Origin of the sequence: Priestia megaterium NBRC 15308 = ATCC 14581, assembly GCF_000832985.1 — a bacterium.
GTDB lineage: Bacteria > Bacillota > Bacilli > Bacillales > Bacillaceae_H > Priestia > Priestia megaterium.
In genome coordinates, this window is sequence record NZ_CP009920.1 from 3,149,735 (window position 1) to 3,170,608 (window position 20,874).

22 protein-coding genes are annotated in these 20,874 nt (G+C 37.4%); 16 read left to right on the forward strand and 6 right to left on the reverse strand.

From position 1 onward, the window contains the following. Positions 1 to 11 precede the first annotated feature (11 nt). Positions 12 to 1,070, reverse strand: coding sequence for a L,D-transpeptidase family protein (locus tag BG04_RS16595; protein ID WP_034653944.1), 1,059 nt, complete (start codon positions 1,068 to 1,070; stop codon positions 12 to 14). A 565-nt stretch (positions 1,071 to 1,635) separates the two neighbouring features. Next, positions 1,636 to 2,310: a class I SAM-dependent methyltransferase gene (locus BG04_RS16600; RefSeq protein ID WP_034653942.1), complete on the reverse strand. Its 675-nt coding sequence runs from the start codon at positions 2,308 to 2,310 to the stop codon at positions 1,636 to 1,638. 131 nt (positions 2,311 to 2,441) lie between these two features. Here BG04_RS16600 and BG04_RS16605 point away from each other — a divergent pair, with 131 nt between their 5' ends. Both BG04_RS16605 and BG04_RS16610 read left to right on the forward strand, forming a co-directional pair. After that, on the forward strand, positions 2,442 to 3,311 hold the full coding sequence (locus BG04_RS16605) for a LysR family transcriptional regulator (protein ID WP_034653940.1): 870 nt from the start codon (positions 2,442 to 2,444) through the stop codon (positions 3,309 to 3,311). A gap of 32 nt (positions 3,312 to 3,343) precedes the next feature. After that, on the forward strand, positions 3,344 to 3,697 hold the full coding sequence (locus BG04_RS16610; protein WP_034653938.1) for a DUF4181 domain-containing protein: 354 nt from the start codon (positions 3,344 to 3,346) through the stop codon (positions 3,695 to 3,697). 335 nt (positions 3,698 to 4,032) lie between these two features. On the opposite strand, the gene BG04_RS16615 is transcribed toward BG04_RS16610, so the two are convergent. From BG04_RS16615 to BG04_RS16625, 3 genes are all read right to left on the reverse strand, one after another. Then, on the reverse strand, positions 4,033 to 4,965 hold the full coding sequence (locus BG04_RS16615) for an aldo/keto reductase (protein ID WP_016763291.1): 933 nt from the start codon (positions 4,963 to 4,965) through the stop codon (positions 4,033 to 4,035). 184 nt (positions 4,966 to 5,149) lie between these two features. Further along, positions 5,150 to 5,863: a suppressor of fused domain protein gene (locus BG04_RS16620; protein ID WP_034653935.1), complete on the reverse strand. Its 714-nt coding sequence runs from the start codon at positions 5,861 to 5,863 to the stop codon at positions 5,150 to 5,152. A 148-nt stretch (positions 5,864 to 6,011) separates the two neighbouring features. Continuing rightward, positions 6,012 to 6,722: a M50 family metallopeptidase gene (locus BG04_RS16625; protein WP_034653933.1), complete on the reverse strand. Its 711-nt coding sequence runs from the start codon at positions 6,720 to 6,722 to the stop codon at positions 6,012 to 6,014. Between the two features lie 203 nt (positions 6,723 to 6,925). Here BG04_RS16625 and BG04_RS16630 point away from each other — a divergent pair, with 203 nt between their 5' ends. The 12 genes from BG04_RS16630 (at position 6,926) to BG04_RS16680 (ending at position 18,515) form a co-directional block, all read left to right on the forward strand. Next, on the forward strand, positions 6,926 to 8,125 hold the full coding sequence (locus BG04_RS16630; protein ID WP_034653931.1) for an amidase: 1,200 nt from the start codon (positions 6,926 to 6,928) through the stop codon (positions 8,123 to 8,125). Continuing rightward, complete coding sequence (locus tag BG04_RS16635; protein ID WP_034653929.1) at positions 8,122 to 9,006, forward strand: fumarylacetoacetate hydrolase family protein; 885 nt, start codon at positions 8,122 to 8,124, stop codon at positions 9,004 to 9,006. Before BG04_RS16630 ends, BG04_RS16635 begins: the two co-directional genes overlap by 4 nt. A 197-nt stretch (positions 9,007 to 9,203) precedes the next feature. Continuing rightward, the gene (gene galE / locus BG04_RS16640; protein WP_034653928.1) at positions 9,204 to 10,184 is read left to right on the forward strand and encodes a UDP-glucose 4-epimerase GalE; all 981 of its coding nucleotides are present in this window, start codon (positions 9,204 to 9,206) and stop codon (positions 10,182 to 10,184) included. 229 nt (positions 10,185 to 10,413) lie between these two features. After that, a complete protein-coding gene (locus BG04_RS16645; RefSeq protein ID WP_013055747.1) occupies positions 10,414 to 10,596 on the forward strand; it encodes a DUF3973 domain-containing protein in 183 nt (60 codons plus the stop codon). 205 nt (positions 10,597 to 10,801) lie between these two features. Then, positions 10,802 to 11,191, forward strand: a complete 390-nt coding sequence (locus BG04_RS16650) for a PepSY domain-containing protein (RefSeq protein WP_034653927.1) — start codon at positions 10,802 to 10,804, stop codon at positions 11,189 to 11,191. 258 nt (positions 11,192 to 11,449) lie between these two features. Further along, entirely contained in the window at positions 11,450 to 12,130 is a 681-nt protein-coding gene (locus BG04_RS16655) for a hypothetical protein (RefSeq protein ID WP_034653925.1), read from the forward strand. Beyond that, entirely contained in the window at positions 12,123 to 13,736 is a 1,614-nt protein-coding gene (locus tag BG04_RS16660; protein ID WP_034653923.1) for a DUF6792 domain-containing protein, read from the forward strand. Before BG04_RS16655 ends, BG04_RS16660 begins: the two co-directional genes overlap by 8 nt. Next, positions 13,737 to 14,093: a hypothetical protein gene (locus BG04_RS16665; protein ID WP_034653922.1), complete on the forward strand. Its 357-nt coding sequence runs from the start codon at positions 13,737 to 13,739 to the stop codon at positions 14,091 to 14,093. 106 nt (positions 14,094 to 14,199) lie between these two features. Beyond that, complete coding sequence (locus BG04_RS16670; RefSeq protein ID WP_034653921.1) at positions 14,200 to 14,877, forward strand: hypothetical protein; 678 nt, start codon at positions 14,200 to 14,202, stop codon at positions 14,875 to 14,877. 253 nt (positions 14,878 to 15,130) lie between these two features. Beyond that, positions 15,131 to 15,298 (forward strand): hypothetical protein, encoded by a 168-nt coding sequence (locus BG04_RS30995; protein ID WP_168797077.1) that lies wholly within the window; start codon positions 15,131 to 15,133, stop codon positions 15,296 to 15,298. Between the two features lie 266 nt (positions 15,299 to 15,564). Beyond that, positions 15,565 to 16,338 carry an EAL domain-containing protein gene (locus BG04_RS16675; protein ID WP_034653920.1) on the forward strand — a complete coding sequence of 258 codons (774 nt, stop codon included), beginning with the start codon at positions 15,565 to 15,567 and terminating at the stop codon, positions 16,336 to 16,338. A gap of 203 nt (positions 16,339 to 16,541) precedes the next feature. Further along, complete coding sequence (locus BG04_RS16680) at positions 16,542 to 18,515, forward strand: diguanylate cyclase domain-containing protein (protein ID WP_034653918.1); 1,974 nt, start codon at positions 16,542 to 16,544, stop codon at positions 18,513 to 18,515. 23 nt (positions 18,516 to 18,538) lie between these two features. Here BG04_RS16680 and BG04_RS16685 read toward each other — a convergent pair whose 3' ends face one another. Further along, positions 18,539 to 18,853, reverse strand: a complete 315-nt coding sequence (locus BG04_RS16685) for a winged helix-turn-helix transcriptional regulator (RefSeq protein WP_013082054.1) — start codon at positions 18,851 to 18,853, stop codon at positions 18,539 to 18,541. Positions 18,854 to 19,142: 289 nt separating this feature from the next. Here BG04_RS16685 and BG04_RS16690 point away from each other — a divergent pair, with 289 nt between their 5' ends. Together BG04_RS16690 and gdh are read left to right on the forward strand one after the other, a co-directional pair. Then, positions 19,143 to 19,994: a GRP family sugar transporter gene (locus BG04_RS16690; protein ID WP_014461263.1), complete on the forward strand. Its 852-nt coding sequence runs from the start codon at positions 19,143 to 19,145 to the stop codon at positions 19,992 to 19,994. 62 nt (positions 19,995 to 20,056) lie between these two features. Then, positions 20,057 to 20,842 (forward strand): glucose 1-dehydrogenase, encoded by a 786-nt coding sequence (gdh, locus tag BG04_RS16695; RefSeq protein WP_013055759.1) that lies wholly within the window; start codon positions 20,057 to 20,059, stop codon positions 20,840 to 20,842. The last annotated feature ends 32 nt before the right edge of the window (positions 20,843 to 20,874 follow it).

The window sequence follows — 20,874 nt, forward strand, 5'->3', positions numbered from 1 at the left end:
TTCAGGCTCTATTAGCGTTTAGAAATAGCAGTTAAAGTATTAGGTCCGGCAATGCCGTCAGCTGCTAGCTTATTGTCTTTTTGAAAATTACGTACAGCTGATTCCGTATTAGCACCGAAAATACCGTCCGTGCCTTTTGTATCATAGCCAAGCGCCGTTAATTTCTTTTGAAGGGCTTGAACATTGCTGCCTTTGCTTCCTTTTTTAAGCGTTTGTTTTGTGTTAATTGTTGTATCTGCTGGTGGATTTGTTGGCTTTGTTGGATTTGTTGGTGTCGTCGGGTTCGGGTTCGTTCCTGAACTTCCTAAAGCTTTATATGTTGATGGGCCAACAATGCCGTCAGCCGTTAAGCCGTGGTCTTTTTGGAACTTACGAACAGCTGAATCTGTATTGGCACCGAACACACCATCCGTACCTTTTGTATTATAGCCAAGTGAAGTTAGTTTCTGCTGAAGTTCTTTAACTGCATTTCCTTTGCTTCCTTTCTTTAAAACAGTTCCTGTAGAAGGAGCTGGAGCAGAACCTGAGTTTCCAGAAACGTTGTACCCGTTTGCTGCTGCAATGTCGTTAAATGATTTAGAAGAAGTTGTAATCACCACTGGTGTACCGACGGTCACTTTACTAAATAACCATTCTACTTCTTCATCGTACATACGAACGCATCCGCTGCTTACATATTTGCCGATGGAAGCAGGATTATTATTTCCGTGAATAGCATACGTCGTGCCGTATGTACCTCTCGCATTTAGGCCTAGCCAGCGATTGCCAAGGGGATTTCTAGGATCTCCACCAGGAATGTTCCCTTTGTAATAAGGGCGATTGACAATTTTATTCACCACTTTGAAATGGCCTTCTGGTGTAAGAGACTGCGTGCGTCCTGTTGCTACCGAAAACGTTCGGACAAGTGAACCATTTTGGTAATAAGCGAGTTTATTCGTCGCTTTGTTAATCATAATTAAATGAGATGGTGTTGAAGCAGCTTCTGTTTTTGGGACTCCTACAAATAAGCAGGCTAGAGCTAAAATAGCCGCTATGAGTACGATTGTTGTTCTTGATATTCTATTTGCCATGTGGTGCGCCTCCTTAGGCTGCATTAATGAAAAACGTATGGTGCGGCGGTGCTATAAATTCTTCACTAATAAAATAAAAGACGAATAGCTGCATTTTCTATGCCTGTATGTATGCGCTTAATAAGGAAATCATTAAGTAGAAAGACTTTACTAGCGGGAATTTATAATAATAAGAATAACTAAGTTTTTCTTGATGCTTTGTACAACTTTAGGAATATAAGTTTACTAATCTAGGGGATTCATATTTACATAAGCATCACATCCTTTCCAGTTCTTCATTTACGTGTAAAGAAATGAAAGCGTTATACAGATTGTTTTGTAATCGTATTGTAACATATTTGTATTTTTTATACCATAAAAAGACATAAAATAGTATAAAAATACTTTATATGGGTTTTATGTACAAAAAAATTAAAAGTTAAGGAGAACGAAGCTATTATTAGATATACGAAACTGGAAAAGAAGTATGCGTAGTTTTGTGGAAATAGATAAATATTCTTATTCGAATATAAGGAGGGAGAGAGTAAAAAAACTACTTGCAAAGAGACAAGTAGTTTTTAAATCGTTATTTTTGAGCATACATTACAACAAAATTAAAAAATTTATAAATGCAATCCACTGTGCTGAACCCGCTTGCTGTTAACCAATTTAACTGATCATGTAGGGTTGCCATTTTATCTAACTTCGTACGTTCATGAGCAGCCTCAATTTGCTCATGAGTTAACCCGCTTGCGGCAATTCGTTCGCTCCAGTCTTTTTTATATAACTCTTCAATAATAGAAGAATGGCCTAATACTTGATCAGCATTAATAAATATTCCTCCTGTATGCAGCAAATCATAAATTTGTTCATACAGCTTGTGTTTTCGTTTGTCTTCTAAATGATGGATAGCAAGTGAAGAAATCACAATGTCAAATGAGTGCTCAAATTTGTAGTTTGTTATATCTGATACGATAAATTCTATATGCTGTTCATTTTTAAAGCGTTCCTTTGCTTTTTCAAGCATTTGATCTGAGACGTCAATCAACGTGAAATGCGCATCTGGGTACTTTTCTTTAATAAAAGAAGAAAACAAGCCTGTACCTGCTCCAATATCAAGTATGCGAAGAGGCTTTTTTGAAAAGTGAAGAAGAGAAACGGGAATAGAATAAAAATCAAAAAAGCAAGGAATGAGTTTGCGGCGCTGCTCATCATACTGAGAAGCATGAGCATTAAATTTTTCTTTAACGTTATTTTTCATTTTTACAGCTCCTTTATTTGGTAATATGGAGATACATATATCGTATAGAAGTTTGATAGAAAAGAAAATAAACAAAAATAAGCAGTATTGATTCCAGTTTGTTATGAATAGAAAGAGATGGAGAGAAGAAAATGGAGATCAAATGGCTAAAAACATTCATCATAGCGGCTTCTTATGAAAATTTCAGACAAGCGTCTGAAGATTTATTTTTAACGCAGCCTGCTGTATCAAAGCATATTCAGCGACTGCAGCAAGAATTAGGGGATGAGCTTTTTGAAAAAAAAGGTAAATATATCGCGCTGACTGAGGCAGGACGCTTTTTTTTGCCTCATGCTCAAAAAATGGTGGGAGCATATGAGGAAGGAGTAGGGGATTTTAAGTTATGGAAGCAAGGATATAACCGAAAATTGACTATATCCGCTGCTCCTCAAATAGCAGCATCGATTTTGCCGAGTCTAATCAAACAATTTGTAGAGAGATATCCCCATATTGAAGTCACGGTTAATATCACAAATTCGTTTCAGGTGGGAAAAGACATCAGCGACAGAAAATCAGATGTTGGATTAACAAGGATGCTTCCGGGTCAGGCAGACGTTTTTTATGAGTTAATTCATAAAGAAAAAGCAGTCTTAGTGGCCCCGTTTTCTGTAGGAGCACGTACGGAACAGGAGCTGTTATCTTCCTACCGGCTGCTTACGAATAATCATCCTGTTTATTGGGAAGATTTACTCCTTCAACTCAAGGCTTGTTATCCTCACATTCAGCTGCTTCCTGTGACGCAAGTAGAAATTACAAAACGCTTTATTGAAGAAGGTTTAGGCGTATCTTATTTGCCATTTTCTATGGTGAAAAAGGAAGTTGAAAATCAAACGTTAAGCATAATTTCACAGCAAAAAATTATTCGGCCTTCTTCACACACGTATATCGTAACAAAAGGCGAAACAGAAGAAATAAAGCAGTTTAAGCACTTTGTAGCTGAGACCTTAACAGAAACGAGCTGAAATGATACCATAAAAAGGAAGGAGAGATGACGATGTATATATTAATCATGCTAGTTGCAGCAGCAGTCGTAGTAGATTTTATTTTAAGAAAAGTGCTTGATATACCTCGCAGCAAATTTTGGGGCAAATATGAGTATGAAAGTCTAGCTTTAGAACGTTGGGACAAATATGTAATGGTAGCTTTTGTTCTTTTTCTGATATTGGATATGATTTTTATGGTTGTAGAGACTTATATCGTATCTTTCCTATTCTTAGTCGTGAATATTTTGCTGAAAAGTATAGATGAATGGAAATATAAACAAGAAACAAAAGAATACGTAACAAGCTTTGTACAGATGGGGTTCTTCTTTACGGCTTTTGTTCTATTAGCCAGCGGAAGGATATAGAAAAAGAGGTGAGACATAACTACATTAATCCAATCTGAAAACGAACAAATTGGATATATGAAGCTGAAACGCTTGTGACACCGCTGTTGATTTCCGTGCAAGACTTCGCTTTCCTCGGGCGGCTGGTGAGCCTCCTCGTCGCTGACGCTCCTGTGGGGTCTCACCCCTTCCGCTTTTCCCGCAGGAGTCTTCGTCTTGCCCTCCAATCAACAGCTAGAAGCAGTTAAACGTATGAAACCTACGTTCACCATAATAATAAAAAAACCGAACAATCAATCGTTTCGATTGATTGTTCGGATTTCCCTTCAGCTATTTTGTCCGAGCCTCTTTTGATATTATTTAAAAATATGATCAATGTCTTTAATTTCGGAAGAAGTGAGCTGAACATCTAGTGTTTTTAAGTTATCAAGTACTTGTTCAGAGCGTTTTGCCCCTGGAATTAATACATCAATTGAATCGCGCGTTAAGTACCAAGCCAGAACAAGATGAGCTACTTCTACGCCTTTTGCGCTAGAGATTTGACGAAGACGCTCTACTTTTTCTAGATTTTGCTGAAATGCTTCCCCGATAAAATGAGGCATATCTTCGCGCAGGTCATTAAACTTTGTGTTTTTATCGTATTTCCCAGCAAGTAAACCAGCAGCTAGCGGGAAGTATGGAATAAATGAAATGCGGTTTGCAGCCGTATAAGGTAAAATATCGTTTTCTGCTTCTCGCTGAATTAAGTTATATTGGCCTTGTACCACGTCTACATAACCATCTTTATTTGCTTCTTTTAACTGATCTAACGAGAAGTTTGATACGCCAATGGAACGGATCTTACCTTCATCTTTTAGTTCTTTTAACGCACCAACCGCTTCGTCTTTTGGTGTGTTTTTGTCTGGGAAATGAATATAATACAAATCGATATAATCTGTTTGAAGGCGTTTTAAGCTATCTTCAACTGACTGTTTTAAAAACGCAGGAGAGTTGTCTAGCAGTACCTCATCTCCAACAATTTTATGTGCTCCTTTTGTGGCGATAACCGCTTCTTCACGATTTCCACGTTCTTTTAGCACTTCACCAATTAGTTCTTCAGAACGTTTTGGACCATAAATGAACGCTGTATCAAGGAGGTTTATGCCATTATCTAGCGCCTTATGAACAAGGTCTTTGCCGACTTCTTCGTTTAGGTTAGGATATAAGTTATGTCCTCCTACAGCGTTTGTTCCAAGTCCAATAGGATTAACATATAATTCGGATTTTCCAATCTGTACTTTTTCTGCCATGTCTAACGTCCATCTCCTTTTTTATATCTTCTTTTTTACTATAGCAAAATATACCATGAATCAAAAATAGTACGCTCATATGAAAAGCAGCTTTAAAAAAGTATGTGAACTTGAGTTACATGTAAATAAGGAGTATATTCTACAGGGCTCTATTTCAATAGCAGAAATAAAAAAAGAACCTCTTTTAAATAAGAGATTCTCTTTTAGTCATGGTAATATGATAACTTTTTGACAGCTGAAATGTTTCAGCAAGCTGCCTGCGTCCTTGCGCTCCTTGTTCGCGTACATACTCTAATTCGTTTGGTGTAAGAAGCTTCATGCTAATCAGTTTAATAGATTCGTAAGGTAAAGAGAGGCTAGCTGAAACAGAAGGAGACTGAACGCCTAGCAATACACCAATTTCTCCATTTTCATTTACAAAATGAGACGGTACGTCCAAATCAGTAAATTCAATTGAAAGAATATCGTGCTTCATGAATAGTTCTAGCATATTAGGATGAGCGGCAGCATTTTGACTCATTTGATAAAGAAGGTCAAATGCCCAGTGATCCTGGATATCAGATAAAGGTCCGCGCAGAGATTCATCATCGCATTCGATATAGAATTCTAATCCTTTTCCTTGCTTTCGGCTCTTTTCTTCGGGTGATTGAAACGGATCGGACAAGCCGTCGCTTGCGAGAATAACCGTCTCTGTTTTTTGAACGCGAATAAATGTTTGACGTCCAGATGGCCAAGCAGGCCCGCCAAAAAACATGGGATTTAACAAATGAGTTAATACGTCTCCGTCTACATGTCCAATTGTGTTCCAGTAGTCTTTTCTTTTTGAGATTGATTCCTCAAAAACACGCTCTGCTTCTTTTTCCTGCTTCTTTTGCTTCCACTTTAAGAATAATGACAAGTATCCCACACCTCTTTACGACTTCATAGTACCCAATATATACCTCATTAAGGGAACTCGTAAACCATTATTTAGTGCATGAAAGTAAATTTTTCCTTTAAATTATAAAATACCCAAACTTTTCTTAGGAAATCATAGAATTTTGTCTTTAATAAATCAGTTGAAAAATTAAATAAGCCACGTACACGGCCTGTGCGAAAAATAAAAAACCCCAAAAGCGTGCTGAAAGATGGGTAAGCTGCTTTAAACTCGTAGCGTCACCTGCATCGTGTGGATATTTGATGCTTAACACAAAAATAATAAAGGCAGAAAATAGAGATTCTACAAGTAAGAGTGCACCAACAAACATCATGCTGTAGCGTGTAAGCTGTGGGTCTTGTAAATAATAAATACCTCCGAGGATCAAACCGATAGAAAAAAGCCACACAATTCCGTATCCGTTACGTACCCAAAGCAGTAAATTAATAACAACAACACTTCCTAACCCGTAAAAAAGCCAGTCGTAGTGATGGTGAACGAGCAGGTAGAAAAACAGATAAGCCATTGCTGAGCTGAACGGGTAGCCGGCTAAAGCAATAATAACGCGCGGCAGCCATCCACGGGATCCTGCGTAGGTGGCAGTCACAGCTACGCCTTCATTATTGGTATAAAGCTCAATGCGATTGACGCCTTTTCCGACAATAAGCCCCATTAACGCGTGGCCATCTTCATGAAACATCGTATTTAAATTTGAAAAATAACGTCCAATATGCCGAAGCAGCTGATTAATGCTAGGAGCAAATGAACCTATAAAGGGAATGCCTCTTGTTAGCACAAAAGCTAATAAAATAAATAAGAAAAGCGTAGTAGATTGTTCCATCGCGATAGTCCTTTTCGTAAAATGATATGTTTCTACTTTACTCGCAAACGTGCTAAAAGGGAAATGAAACGGCTAGTTTCTCTAGGAAAAGAGAAACTGGAAGATTTACATAATATTAGTGTTAACAGACCTGACACATTCATTGACCAGCTTATTCCAAATTTTATATTCTAAACAGATATAAGAAATGAGGAGATGGTTGAATGAAAGATACGTGGAACGCATTTGTAGACAGTGACCTTTACGTACCTCCAACGGGAACGGGAATGTTAAATAACTTGAGTTTTGCGTTAAAAGACGTATTTGATGTACAAGGACATATATCAAGTGCGGGAAATCCAGATTGGCTCGCCACGCATCAGCCTGCAAGCGAACATGCAGACGTAGTAGCTGCTCTTTTAAAAGAAGGAGCTGCACTAAAGGGAGTTACGCATACCGATGAGCTTATGTACGGATTAAATGGAGAAAACGCGCATTACGGAACACCCGTAAACCCAAAAAGCGCAGATCGAATTCCGGGAGGTTCTTCAAGCGGATCAGCGGTTGCTGTCGCAGCGGGACTAACTGATTTTGCGATTGGAACAGATACGGGAGGATCGGTTCGAATTCCTTCAAGCTACTGCGGTATTTTTGGGTATCGTCCTTCTCACGGACGCATTTCTACAAACGGTCTGATTCCACTTGCTCCAAGCTTTGATACAGTTGGTGTAATGGCTAGAGACGGCCACACTCTGCAAAAAGTAGGAGCGGTTTTATTAAATTCAACGTCGCGTGCTAGTGGATTTACACGGCTGTATGTACCAACAGATGTGATGGAACTTGTGGATGAACAAAGCATGCGAGCTCTTGCGCCGTCTATCAGCCACGTAATGGAGTCTTTCTCTACTATAGAAGAGATAGCGATTGCTCCTCAGGGTTTTTCTGCATATATGGAAACCTTCCGTTTGCTGCAAGGAAAAGAAATCTGGCAAACGCACGGAGAGTGGATTCAAAAAGAAAACCCAACGTTTGGAGAAGACATTGGAAGCCGCTTTCAATGGGCCAGCACTCTTACATTATTAAATATGAATTATATAGAAGAAAAGCGTCGTGAACTTCGCTATTTTATGTACTCACAGCTTGGGGAAGAAGGAATATTAGTCCTTCCTACAGCTCCAGGACCCGCGCCTGTAAAAGATGCAAGAGGACCGGAGTTAGAAAACAGAAGATTGCGAACACTTCAAATGACGTGTATTGCCGGCCTGAGCGGTCTTCCCCAAGTTACGATACCTGCAGGAGAACTAGACGGTTTGCCAGTCGGTTTATCTTTTATTGCAGGATACAACCAAGATGAAAAATTATTAAATTGGGTGAAAGAAAACAGCGGTCGTATCATTCAAGCATCGGTAAGGAGCGTATCATGAAGTTAGTAAATATAATAGAGCAAGGGAAAGAACAAGCAGCCATTTTAGACAATGACAGCATTCTGCTTATAGAAGATATCAATACTAAATATTTAACAAACTGGTCTACAACAATTTGGGATCTTATTCAATATAAAGAACTTCGCCACCTTGAAACATGGTACGCCCATAATAAATTTGGTATGAACAGCTCTTTTCCCGTACTGCACTTGCAGGGCAGAAAAACAGCTCCTATCATTAGTAACCCGTCGAAATTGTTAGGCATTGGGTTTAATTATGCGGCTTCTGAAGAAAAATTAAAAGACTACAACCGTGCCATTGATCCAGTTAGTTTTTTAAAACCCGCAACCGCCATTATTGGACCAGATGACAGCATTCGTATTCCAAAGCAGTCCTACAAAACAACGGCTGAAGCGGAACTAGCGGTGGTAATCGGTGAAACGTGTAAGGATATAGAGCCAGATGAAGCCATAAATGTAATTGCTGGTTATACGTCAGCAATTGACGTAACCGCAGCTGATATTCATGCGGCGAATCATCGCTACTTAATGCGAGCGAAAAGCTTTGATACATTTTGCAGTATAGGCTCAGAATTTATTACAAAAGAAAGTATATCAAATGTGAAATCACTTCAAGTGCGCACATTGCTAAACGGAGACATGCAGCATGAAAATACAGTGTCTAATATGATTTACGACATCGCATACTGTGTTTCATTTTTCTCAAAAGTCATGACGCTGCATCCAGGTGATATCATTCTAACAGGAACGCCGGGACCCGCTGTTATTGAAGACGGGGACTGTATTGAATGCCATATTGAAGGCATGCTTCCATTAAAAAATAAAGTGAAAGATATGAAGAAAGTGCCTCAGCAAATCTAAGAAGAAAACCCGTTGCCTACACGCACGGGTTTTTGAGCAGAAACGAATATCTTCACACTCAGTTCACAATTAGTAGATATACTAATTAAAAGAGACAGCTGCGGTATCATATACTGAAAAATGAAATATTTACAAATGGAAAAGAAACGGGTACGATATCTGTAGCGACACTTAATAAAAAGGAGCTGACTGACAGTATGATTTTAGTCATCGGAGGAGCAGGCTATATCGGAAGCCACCTAGTAAAAGAATTAGTGAAAACAAATGAAGTTGTGGTGCTTGATAATCTATCAACGGGTCATCGCTGGGCAATCGATGAGAAAGCGGTATTCGTAGAAGGAAATCTAGGTAATGAGAAAGATTTAGAAAGCGTATTCACAAATCATAAAATTGATGCTGTCATGCATTTTGCTGCTAATAGTTTAGTAGGGGAGTCAGTAACAGATCCTCTTAAATATTATCAAAACAACGTAGCTGCGACGTTAACCCTTTTACAAACGATGATGAAGCACCATGTGAAAAAGTTTATTTTTTCATCTACTGCTGCTACATATGGGATTCCTTCTGTAGATATTATTACAGAAGATACGGCAACAAACCCAATAAATCCGTACGGACGTTCAAAGTTAATGATTGAACAGATTTTAGCTGACTTTGCAAGTGCCTACGATATGGAATATGTGGTGCTTCGTTACTTCAACGCAGCGGGTGCTTACGAAACAGCAGAAATTGGCGAGTGCCATGATCCTGAAACGCACTTGATTCCGATCATTCTTCAGCACCTTCTTGGTGAACGTGAAAACATCTCTGTATTCGGCTCAGACTACGATACTGCAGACGGAACGTGCATCCGTGACTACATTCACGTAACGGACCTAGCGAATGCTCATATTTCAGCGCTTCAGGCATTGTTAGACGGCTCGAAGAAAACAGCAACGTACAATCTTGGAAACGGACTTGGCTACTCTGTAAAAGAAGTGATCGAAACGTGTGAAAAAGTAACCGGTAAAAAAGCGAATGTTGTAATGGCAGACCGTCGCGCTGGAGATCCGGCACGCCTAGTTGCATCTTCTGATAAAATTCATGCAGAATTAGGCTGGAAAGCGCAAATTTCATTAGAAAAAATCATCGCATCAGCTTGGAACTGGCATCAAAACAGCGCAAAAGTAACAAATTAATAAAAAAGCCTCTTTTCTTTTTGAAAGAGGCTTTTTTATTACGATTAAACTGATTTATGTTCTAAATAATCATTTTTAAAATCCAGTGTTTTAGCCCACAGATAAGCCTTCTTCTTTTCGGACATTTTCCCTAAACAAGCACGACTTTTGTTCTTTTCCATATGATGTAGGTAAATATACCATTCCCAACTATCCCCGTTTATAAAATAGTCCGCAAGGAGGTTATGATATGTATTACTGTGTAAGATGCTCCAAATTTCATGACGAACAGGAAAAAGAAAACATCTTTCAAAATGGTTTTTACATTGATCCCTATTTGCTTCAAAAAGTCCATCTAGGCATGTGCGTCCACAAATCCCCATCAATCAAACAAATGAGAGCCGTAGAACGATTCGAAACGAAAAAAATGTAGAATTCACATTCACCAATAAGAAGCTAGATCTAACCAGGTCTAGTTTTTTCAGTGAATAACAGCTTTCTTCAGCTATCTTTCATGTAATATTAAGATAAATTTAAGACAAGCCCGCTATACTAGTTAGTAGACGTATACATAGGGTATGGTACGTTAAGAAATTGAAACAGCAGTCCGTTTTATAAACTAGAAAGGATGGCGTCAAATGATTTCTGAAAAACGATCTCTTTTGTTGAAAGAACAAGCAAAGCTTCTCGCATTAAAAGAATATAAAGGCATTGTCAAATCCATATCGCTGAGTAAAATACTCACTCTTCCTATTTATATAGTAGATATCCTTACGTTAAACGGAGAAGAGCACAAAGTAAAAATTAACGCCGAAACCGGCAGTATTTTGAAAGAAAAAACGATTCCTTTAACTAAAAGCCGTGCAAAAGCATATGCGTTAAGACAGCATAAAGGTATTATCGAATCGATTGTTCTCACTAACAAGCAGTACGAAATTGTGATTCTTGGACCTGATGGAAAAACCCACAGCGTAAAGATTGATGCTGAAATTGATGTGCTGGCACAAGAAGAGCGAAACATTCAGTAAATGGCTTATATTATGTAATCAACCTCACTTTTTTGAAAGTGGGGTTTTCTTTATTGAGAGAAATCATTAATAAAGGTAACAATGATAAAAAAAGAAGTGATTATTTCTTTAATAGAAAGGGTAAGTGATAGTAAAAAATAACCACTTCCTAATTATGGTTCTTTGATTCGTTCTGCTTATGACTCTCCCATTATAAGTATGATAGTATCGAACATGTATAAAACATAGGTTATAACATAACTAAAAGGGTGTGCGACAATGAAAAAACGTACGAAGACCATTATTGCAGTCATTGCAGGAGCTGCTATTTTAATAGGAGGAATATGGATGATAAACGAAAGCCGATACCCAAACGTCCCCGCTTTTGATGATCACTTTACACGTAAATTCTTAAACAAAGATAAAAAAGTGGATGACGGGTTTTATGAGTTTAAGTCGAATACCGGGCAGTATACGATGTGGTTTCCGGAGGAGTATCAACTAATACATGAGGATGCATCAGATTATGTTAAAGACGATACATACTATGAATTTTGGAAAGCCTCGAATAATAACAATGAAGGACATAAAGGATATATTAACATTGAGTTGTCTGAGAAAAATCCCGATAAAGAAAAGGTCTATGTAGAAAGCTTATTTAAGAAACGTTTTCATAGTACTAGCCCTCAAAAGTTACAGACAGATACAACAAAAATTTATTATGACAGAGCGTACATATATTTTAAAGGAACAGATAAAAGGGTGATTACGGACTTTAATAGACATATTCCAACTACATATGCTGGTTATATTGCAGACAAGAACTCCGAGCGTGTAATTGAATTTTATTTTGATAGTACAAATGATCATCTTTCTAAAAAGTCAGCAGAAGAACGAGATAAATGGATTATAAAGATATTAAAGAGCATTACTTTTAATAAGGATGAACACAATGGCTAATCATTCTGTTTTAGATAATAGTTTAAGAAATAAGTTAACTCAACTTGAATATAAGGATCTATCAGGAAAAGAGAAAGAAATAAAAGAAATCTATAAAGAAACTATGGGGAAAGAACCGCCGAATTTTGAGATTTATAGCAGTACGGACATGAAAATTGGAAAAAAGTCTGGTTTCGATGGAGCTGCTATTCATTTTTATGACAAAAAGCACCATATTAATGAAATATATTATATCTTTAGAGGAACAGAACCATCTAAAGATTTTGGTGATGTGGTTTATGATGCATTAGGTATTGGAGCAGGAAAAAGTAACAAGCAAATCAATGATGCTTTAGAGATGTACAATGAGGTAGAAAAAAAGGTGGAAGGATCAGATATTGAAATTAAAAGGTATGGAGATGGTCATTCTCTAGGTGGTCACCTTATAGTTACATTAGGTCTGTTAACTAAAAACTTTGTGAACATAAGAGGGTTGAATGATGCTCCTGTAAATGTTAAACAACTCAAAGACCTTGATAAAGACTTCTTAGAATATATAAATCGAAAAAGAGGAGCAAGCAGACATTTATCTTCAAATGACCTCATATCTCTAGCTAATACTTATTATGAAAAAGAAGTAAAAAGAATCAGCCATACCTGGGTAAAAGGCGAGCCTATGCATGCTCAATCCTTTCCAAACAGCTGGTATGCAGGTAACAAAGTAACCATGCTTGGAGATTTAGATAAAGAAGAAATGATTAACATTGGAAAATATCCTTTTCAGAAAGAAGCAAAATGGAACCCAGTATATATGATAGACCAATTCCGATATAACCTTGGAGTAAAGACAACATTAGGCGGTTTAGGGTTTGTTAATGATCATGTGAAACAAGAAACGTTGCTTAGCCTGCCAGAAACACGTGATCAATATCTTGAGAGTGTAAAAAGATATCCTTTTCTTCATTTTGGAGAGATTAAAGCAGGTATAGGAGTAGGTGCAGCAGTAATGGTAAATACATTTACTAGCCCTGGAGCAACATTTCAGCTTATTAAAGGAATATCTCAAAGTAAACAAGCAAAACTCCACGGAATTAATTATGTTGTCAAATACACAGAAGCTAATGCTATGAAGACATATTATCAGGTTTTTGATTCAGGATCTCAGGAAGAAATCTTGCTAGATTATGAACAAATGAAGAAGTTTGTTTATTACTGTGCTAATGCCATTAAAGACAAAGAAGCAAACTTAAATGCGCTAAAGCAGTATTTACATAGTGAAATTAATGAAGTCTTCGAAGCAGAGAAGAAAAAGTTAAAAATGAAGATATCCAGTGAAGAAGCTTCTCCCCAGTCATTTATGGAAAAGGCAGATAAAGACGGAGCTACCCTCGCTTGGTTTGGACAAAAGCGTGTGGCTGAAAAAGTGACGTTTGACAAAACGTTTGATCCGCTAGACGATAGTGTATTTACTCCTGTTGAAAAGATCATTTCTTCTATTCAAGAGGAAGTTACATACTATCAAAAGTTTCTTGAAGCGTTCTTTCAAAATTTCGAGAAGATGATGGAAGCAGACGAATCGGTAGCTTCAGATATTAAAAGCATGAAAGAAGTAGTAGGGGGGATTTAATTGTTTGATTTTACACACACAGGAACAACGAGCGGTAAATATACGTTTGAATTTGATGGTGATGATTTCAAAGGCGAGCAGGCAAAAAGGATTAAAGAGTTAATCAAGAAGGATCAAGAAGTGAATGAAAAGCTTTGGCATGCTAAAAGCTATTTAGAAAACCAAACGGGTAAGTTTTCGGATGCGGTTAAAAGTAAATTAGAAGCAGCTGAGCGGGGATATACGCTACGAGCTCAGCAGTATGATACTGGATCATTTCAGCATATTATGAGTTTTATGCATTCTGTTACAGATATGCATAAGAGAGAGTACGAAATTCGATATAAAGAATCAATGGATGAAAGGGAATTAACATAAGGCATACTGCTATTCCTCAGACAGTGGTCTGAGGGATTTTTATATGTTGAACACTTTACATTAAGTCCCGTTTATTTCAAAAGAATAATAAAGGGAGTGTATGGCAATGAAAAAAAGTACGAAGACCCTTCCCGCAATCATTACAGGAGTTGCTATTTTAATAGGTGGAATATGGATGATAAACGAAAGCCGCTATCCAAATGTCCCAGCTTTTGATGATCACTTTACACGTAAGTTCTTGAACAAAGATAAAAAAGCAGCTGATGGTTTTTATGAGTTTAAGTCAAAGACAGGACAGTATACGATGTGGTTTCCAGAGGAGTATCAAGTTTTACATAAATACCGCGAGGATTACACTAGAAATGGCGAATCATATGAAAATTGGTCAGCTGCTTATATTAAACCCTACGAAAATGATCAACAAACGTACGCTATCAATGTTAAATTTTCGGAGAACGACACAAAATCAGAATTAATTTATGTAGAGAGTTTATTTAAAGAACAATTAGGCAGTAAAAAACCTAAACAGTTAGAAACCTCTAATACAAGAATTTATTATAATTCTGCCTATACATATTTTCGTGGTACTAACCAACATATAGTACATGACAGTAAAGAAAATCCACCCAACCTTTATGTCGCATATGTAGCAGATAAAAGCTCTGATAAGGTAATCAAATTAATATACGATAGTGTAGGAGAAAATACAGAAACAAATCAAATGGATAGAAAGAAATGGTTTTTGAAAATGCTAAAAAATATTCATTTTAACGAGGGGAAATAGTAGGGGATTTATAGAGAAGAAGAGATAGCGAGTTAAATGAAGAAAGTTATAAGATTTGCTTTAGCTGTTAGTATATTAGCTGTAGGTATAATGTTTTTTTGTAATGCTTTATAGGGGCTATTATCGTTAATTTTCCAACGAGCGTCTATTTATTAGTACGAGCAATTTGTCTATGATTACAAGCCAACGATAACAGGTTATTGTGCTAAGTATATGATAAACGTAAATTTCACATATTAGGTGTTTCTAGCGGTTGATTCGAGGGCAAGGCGAAGACTCCTGCGGGAAAAGCGGAACAGGTGAGACCCCGCCGCAGGAGCGTAAGCGACGAGGAGGCTCAGCGGCAGCCCGCGGAAAGCGAAGCCTTGCACGGAAATCAACCACGGTGTCACAAGCAATCTATACTAGTCCCTTTATTTAATTTGCTCATCTTTAGATGGGTCGAGTTACTTATGTCTCAATCTCTTTTTTGAAACATCTTTTACAGCCTATCTATCAAAAGCATAAAAGTCTCTAAAACACTTCTTTGTTGCTATCATAAGCCTCCAGCAAGTCTCAAAATACCTAAATCGCCTAATGGAATATCTTACTTTTAATGGACAATTAGCTGTTTTTAGGATATATTTTTATAAGTTTAGGTTATGGAAGAAATAGTATATTGAAAACGAAAGGTGATTAAACGAAAGAATGGATGCTCATGTTTTAAAGGAACTGACGTATGAAGACTTTCAGTTTGTATATCAGCCTATTTATGCGTTGAATTCGTGGGAGACGCTGGGTTTTGAGGCTTTGCTGCGCACAGCTTTCGCAAAAGGGCAAATTGAAGAGTTGTTTTCACTGGCAAGATGCCATAATTATTTGTACAAGCTTGATACGATGGCAATTGAAGGGGCTATAAAGAACTTTCCGTTTGAGGTATTGAAATCTGAGGATTTATTTATCAATGTGTTTTCCTCTACTCTTCTCCACCCGCATTTTCAGCTGTTTTTAACGTATCTGTTGAATACCTATAAAAACGCGAAGCATCGCATTGTATGGGAGTTAAATGAAACGCTTCATGAAAAGATTTTATGGGAATCGCCTGCTCTTTTTACCCGAGTAATGAGTTTGAAAGAGGCCGGTTTCAAAATTGCGATTGATGATTTTGGAGCAGGGGCTGCAGCGATGAGACAAGTGAGCATGTACGAACCTCACTATATGAAATTGGACCGAAGCTATGCTGAAGGGCTAGCCGACTGCAAGCAAAAGAAAGATCTGATTGATTTGCTTGTTAACTATTATCCGCATACGAATCTCATTTTAGAAGGCGTTGAACGAGATAAAGATTTAGCCGCAGCGATTTCGTTAAACCTACATGCTGCTCAGGGCTATTTGCTGGGCACGCCGCAGTCGATCTCTTCCTACTTAACTTATAATAAGTACCGCAGTTTATTCAGACGAGAAAGGCTTCTGCACTCCTAAAACATATCCTTCACTAAATAGATGATGTATCCTAATATATAAATAGGTAATTAGACGTAAAGATGATATAGGTATCTAAAATTATTAAAAAATTATGAGGTTTTATGGGGTGAAGCAGACGTGTTTTTTTGGAATAATGAGTGAATTACATATAGAAATAAAAGGTTCAATGAAAGTTCGAAGGCAGATGGAGGATATTTAGTATGTATAGTGAAGGGATATTCCAATTTTATTTTATGAATATGCCGCAGCCTGTTATTTTAATTCAGCAAGAAAAACATCATCTATATTATAAAAAATGTAACAAAGCAGCTCAGCAATTCTTTGAAAAAATGGAAGACAAGATAATCAATAAAGAAGAAAATCTGCTTTTTTACACACTTTGTGAAAAAGCTATTGCCACGAAAGAACCAATTCAATATCAATACATACAGCTTTTTCAGCCCGACCGGCATGCATATGAAGTAACATTTACCCCTCTTTTTAATCAAGCGACGGCCCCTTCACATGTCCTTGTCATGGCTCAAGAAATTCATTATAAAAAAACGCAGGAAGAGAGCACGCGTTTACTCAATGCGTTTCTAGAAAACACGGTAGATGCCATTCTAATTGCTGATTGTAATGAGAAGGTCTTAACAGTCAATGGAGCATTTGAAAAGCTATTTCAGTGGAGAAAAGAAGAAGTTATAGGAAAAAGCCGTCAAGAGATGGACATCGTATCAAAAGAAGAGGGAAAAGAAAACCTTAAATTAATCGAAGAATTAAAAAATGGTAAGACGCTGCTTCCTTATGAAACAGTCAGGTACACCAAAAGCGGCGAAAGCGTGTGTGTATCTGTCAGCTGTTCACCGATTTATGATGATCAAAATCAACTGGTCGCCTATTCGGTGATTTACCGAGATATTACACCGATTAAAAAGTTAGAACTGGAGCTTATTGAAAGTAAACAGTGGTACAAGTCGCTGTTTACAAATCACCACCACGCAGTTTGTATGCTGGATATGGACGGTACGATTTTAAATATTAACAGCGCATTCTTAGAAACGCTTCATCTTTCTGCAAGCGATGTGCTGCACCAAAATTACCGAGATATTGCTAAAAGGCTGGGAGTCTGTAATTACAAGTCTTGGAATGTATATGAAGCAATCAGCTACAGCACAGAGCTAACACTTCGTAGAAGTCAACATTCCGCACAGCACGTGTACATTACAACCATTCCTGTCAAAGTAAATAATCAAACGGTTGGTGCTTACGCAATTTTACACGATATTACGCCTCAAAAAGAAGCAGAAGAACAGCTGGCTTATACAATGAAAGAACTTGAAAATATAAAATATGCGCTTGATGAATCAGCTAGCGTTATGATTCTAGATGCAAATGGAACTATCACGTATATAAACGATATGTATATACGTTATTCAGATTATCAAAAAGAAGATTTATTGGGGAAGTATTATCGAGATGCAGGGCTTCGTCATGACCTTTCTGAGCTGCGTGAGACAATAAAAAGCGGAAAAGTATGGCGAGGCGAGCTTGAAATGTGGACGAAGCATAATCAGTTATACTGGGTATCGAACACAATTGTGCCATTAAAAGATATAGAGGGAAATATTACTTATTATGTCTCGATTCATAATGATATTACAGAACAAAAAGCGCTAGAAAATAAACTTCATTTTGAAGCCACTCACGATAGTTTAACAGGTCTTCCCAACCGGGCGATGTTATTAAAAGAGTTAAACAAAGTAATTGAAAAAGGGAAGCAAAAAAGCGATGAGTTTTTTGCGCTTTTGTTTCTCGACTGTGATAATTTTAAGCAGATTAACGATGAATATGGCCATCATATAGGCGACGAATTTCTAAAAGCATACACGAAGAGGTTAAAAAGCTGTGTGAGGAAAGGCGATCGCATTTATCGTTTGGGCGGAGATGAGTTTATCATTATTTTAAACGTAACAAATGGACGAGAAATTGAACAAATTGCTAGGCGAATTCACGTATCTCTTCAGCAAAGCTGGAATGTACGAGGCTATTGTTTGTGCACAACAACTACCATCGGTGTCTCTATTTATCCAGAAGACGGGGAATCGGCTGCTTCATTATTAAAAAATGCAGATGATGCGTTATATAAAGGAAAAAGAGAAGGGAAAAATAATTATATCCTCTACCAAACGTAAAAAAAGCCTCCAAAGAGGCTTTTTTATTTTATCCATGTTTTTGCCCACTTGCTGACGGGGCCTAAGATCGTACCAAGCTCTGATCCTTTTTTAGTTAAGATATATTCAATACGAACCGGACGTTCAGGAATAACGTGCCGGATTACAATGCCTTCTTCTTCTAACTCTTTCATTCGTTCGGTTAACATTCGTTTACTTAAAGAGGGAATGCTGCTGTGAATTTCACTAAAGCGTTTAGGACCGCTCATCAGGACATAAATAATTAACCCGTTCCATCTTTTTCCTATTATATCAAACGTTTTCCACACTTTTGGACATAACTCATCAAATTCATTCATTCATGCCACCTACTTTATCGTATATAGGATATTAAAAGTAACTCTTGTAATGTTATTATATACTAGCATTTGGATAATGAAAAGGCTATCTTTTTTTATTTTCAAAACTTTCAGTAGCTTGGAAACGCTGTATTGTAAAGTTTTTAAAAAAAGTCACAAAATCGACATATTATTATTGACGTATCAAGAAAAAAGGTCTAAGATTGGTTACATAAAGTTACCTAGTTAAGTAAAAGGTACTTTAAATTTACAATTACATCAAGAGTTTGAGAAAGAAGGTTAGTATCAAATGGATATCCTTTTGGCTATTCTTCCTGCGATTTTCTGGGGAAGTATTGTCCTGTTTAACGTTAAATTGGGCGGAGGTCCTTACAGTCAAACGCTTGGGACTACAATTGGTGCGCTGATCTTTTCAGCCGTTATTTATTTCGTAGTTCATCCAGTGTTGACGCCGCTTATTTTTATTGTCGGAATCGTTTCGGGATTATTTTGGGCAGTTGGGCAAAGTAATCAGTTGAAAACGATTGATTATATTGGTGTTTCAAAAACCATGCCAATTTCAACTGGTATGCAGCTTGTGACGACATCGCTGTTCGGTGTTATCGTGTTTCACGAGTGGTCAACAACAACAACCGTTATTTTAGGCGTGTTAGCTCTTATTTTCATTGTTATTGGTATCGTGCTAACATCACTAGAAAGCGAAAAAAACCCAGAGCAATCTGGACAATTCAAAAAAGGGATCATTACCCTTATTATTTCAACAATTGGATACTTAGTGTATGTAGTTGTCGCTCGTTTATTTAATGTAGACGGCTGGTCGGCACTATTCCCACAAGCAATTGGTATGTTAATTGGTGGACTTATACTTACTTATAAACACAAACCGTTTAATAAATACGCAATTCGCAACATTATTCCAGGCCTCATTTGGGCAGCTGGTAATATGTTCTTATTTATTTCTCAACCTAAAGTAGGGGTTGCAACAAGCTTCTCATTATCACAAATGGGAATCGTTATTTCAACGCTTGGCGGTATCTTCTTACTTGGAGAAAAGAAAACAAAGCGTCAGCTTATTTCAATTACGATTGGTATTGTGCTCATCATTTTAGGTGGCGTATTCCTCGGAATGGCTAAAAGTTAACGTTTACGTAAAAGTTAATGATAGTATGTATGAATAAATGAAAACACTAGGAGGATTTTATGATGTATACAGATTTAAAAGATAAAGTAGTTGTAATTACAGGTGGATCAACAGGTTTAGGACGCGCAATGGCTGTTCGTTTCGGTCAAGAAGAAGCAAAAGTTGTTATTAACTATTACAACAATGAAGAAGAAGCTTTAGATGCGAAAAAAGAAGTAGAAGAAGCAGGCGGACAAGCAATCATCGTTCAAGGCGACGTAACAAAAGAAGAAGATGTTGTAAACCTTGTTCAAACAGCTATTAAAGAATTCGGTACATTAGACGTTATGATTAATAACGCTGGTGTTGAAAACCCAGTTCCTTCTCATGAGTTATCTTTAGACAACTGGAATAAAGTTATTGATACAAACTTAACAGGTGCATTCTTAGGAAGCCGTGAAGCAATCAAATATTTTGTTGAAAACGACATTAAAGGAAACGTTATTAACATGTCTAGTGTTCATGAAATGATTCCTTGGCCATTATTTGTTCATTACGCAGCAAGTAAAGGCGGTATGAAACTAATGACGGAAACATTGGCTCTTGAATATGCGCCAAAAGGTATCCGCGTAAATAACATTGGACCAGGTGCGATGAACACACCAATTAACGCAGAGAAATTTGCAGATCCTGTACAACGTGCAGACGTAGAAAGCATGATTCCAATGGGTTACATCGGTAAACCAGAAGAAGTAGCAGCAGTTGCAGCATTCTTAGCATCATCACAAGCAAGCTATGTAACAGGTATTACATTATTTGCTGATGGTGGTATGACGAAATACCCTTCTTTCCAAGCAGGAAGAGGCTAATAGTTTTTAATCGATGTGGAAAAAAGAGACAT

Bases quoted from the DNA above. Each gene is read 5' to 3' on its own strand.
- BG04_RS16685 (WP_013082054.1), bottom strand. From the start codon at position 18,853: ATGAATGAATTTGATGAGTTATGTCCAAAAGTGTGGAAAACGTTTGAT.
- BG04_RS16650 (WP_034653927.1), top strand. From the start codon at position 10,802: ATGATTTCTGAAAAACGATCTCTTTTGTTGAAAGAACAAGCAAAGCTT.
- BG04_RS16600 (WP_034653942.1), bottom strand. From the start codon at position 2,310: ATGAAAAATAACGTTAAAGAAAAATTTAATGCTCATGCTTCTCAGTAT.
- BG04_RS16690 (WP_014461263.1), top strand. From the start codon at position 19,143: ATGGATATCCTTTTGGCTATTCTTCCTGCGATTTTCTGGGGAAGTATT.
- galE (WP_034653928.1), top strand. From the start codon at position 9,204: ATGATTTTAGTCATCGGAGGAGCAGGCTATATCGGAAGCCACCTAGTA.
- BG04_RS16635 (WP_034653929.1), top strand. From the start codon at position 8,122: ATGAAGTTAGTAAATATAATAGAGCAAGGGAAAGAACAAGCAGCCATT.
- BG04_RS16625 (WP_034653933.1), bottom strand. From the start codon at position 6,722: ATGGAACAATCTACTACGCTTTTCTTATTTATTTTATTAGCTTTTGTG.
- BG04_RS16655 (WP_034653925.1), top strand. From the start codon at position 11,450: ATGAAAAAACGTACGAAGACCATTATTGCAGTCATTGCAGGAGCTGCT.
- gdh (WP_013055759.1), top strand. From the start codon at position 20,057: ATGTATACAGATTTAAAAGATAAAGTAGTTGTAATTACAGGTGGATCA.
- BG04_RS16675 (WP_034653920.1), top strand. From the start codon at position 15,565: ATGGATGCTCATGTTTTAAAGGAACTGACGTATGAAGACTTTCAGTTT.
- BG04_RS16645 (WP_013055747.1), top strand. From the start codon at position 10,414: ATGTATTACTGTGTAAGATGCTCCAAATTTCATGACGAACAGGAAAAA.
- BG04_RS16605 (WP_034653940.1), top strand. From the start codon at position 2,442: ATGGAGATCAAATGGCTAAAAACATTCATCATAGCGGCTTCTTATGAA.
- BG04_RS16660 (WP_034653923.1), top strand. From the start codon at position 12,123: ATGGCTAATCATTCTGTTTTAGATAATAGTTTAAGAAATAAGTTAACT.
- BG04_RS16615 (WP_016763291.1), bottom strand. From the start codon at position 4,965: ATGGCAGAAAAAGTACAGATTGGAAAATCCGAATTATATGTTAATCCT.
- BG04_RS16610 (WP_034653938.1), top strand. From the start codon at position 3,344: ATGTATATATTAATCATGCTAGTTGCAGCAGCAGTCGTAGTAGATTTT.
- BG04_RS16595 (WP_034653944.1), bottom strand. From the start codon at position 1,070: ATGGCAAATAGAATATCAAGAACAACAATCGTACTCATAGCGGCTATT.
- BG04_RS16630 (WP_034653931.1), top strand. From the start codon at position 6,926: ATGAAAGATACGTGGAACGCATTTGTAGACAGTGACCTTTACGTACCT.
- BG04_RS16670 (WP_034653921.1), top strand. From the start codon at position 14,200: ATGAAAAAAAGTACGAAGACCCTTCCCGCAATCATTACAGGAGTTGCT.
- BG04_RS16680 (WP_034653918.1), top strand. From the start codon at position 16,542: ATGTATAGTGAAGGGATATTCCAATTTTATTTTATGAATATGCCGCAG.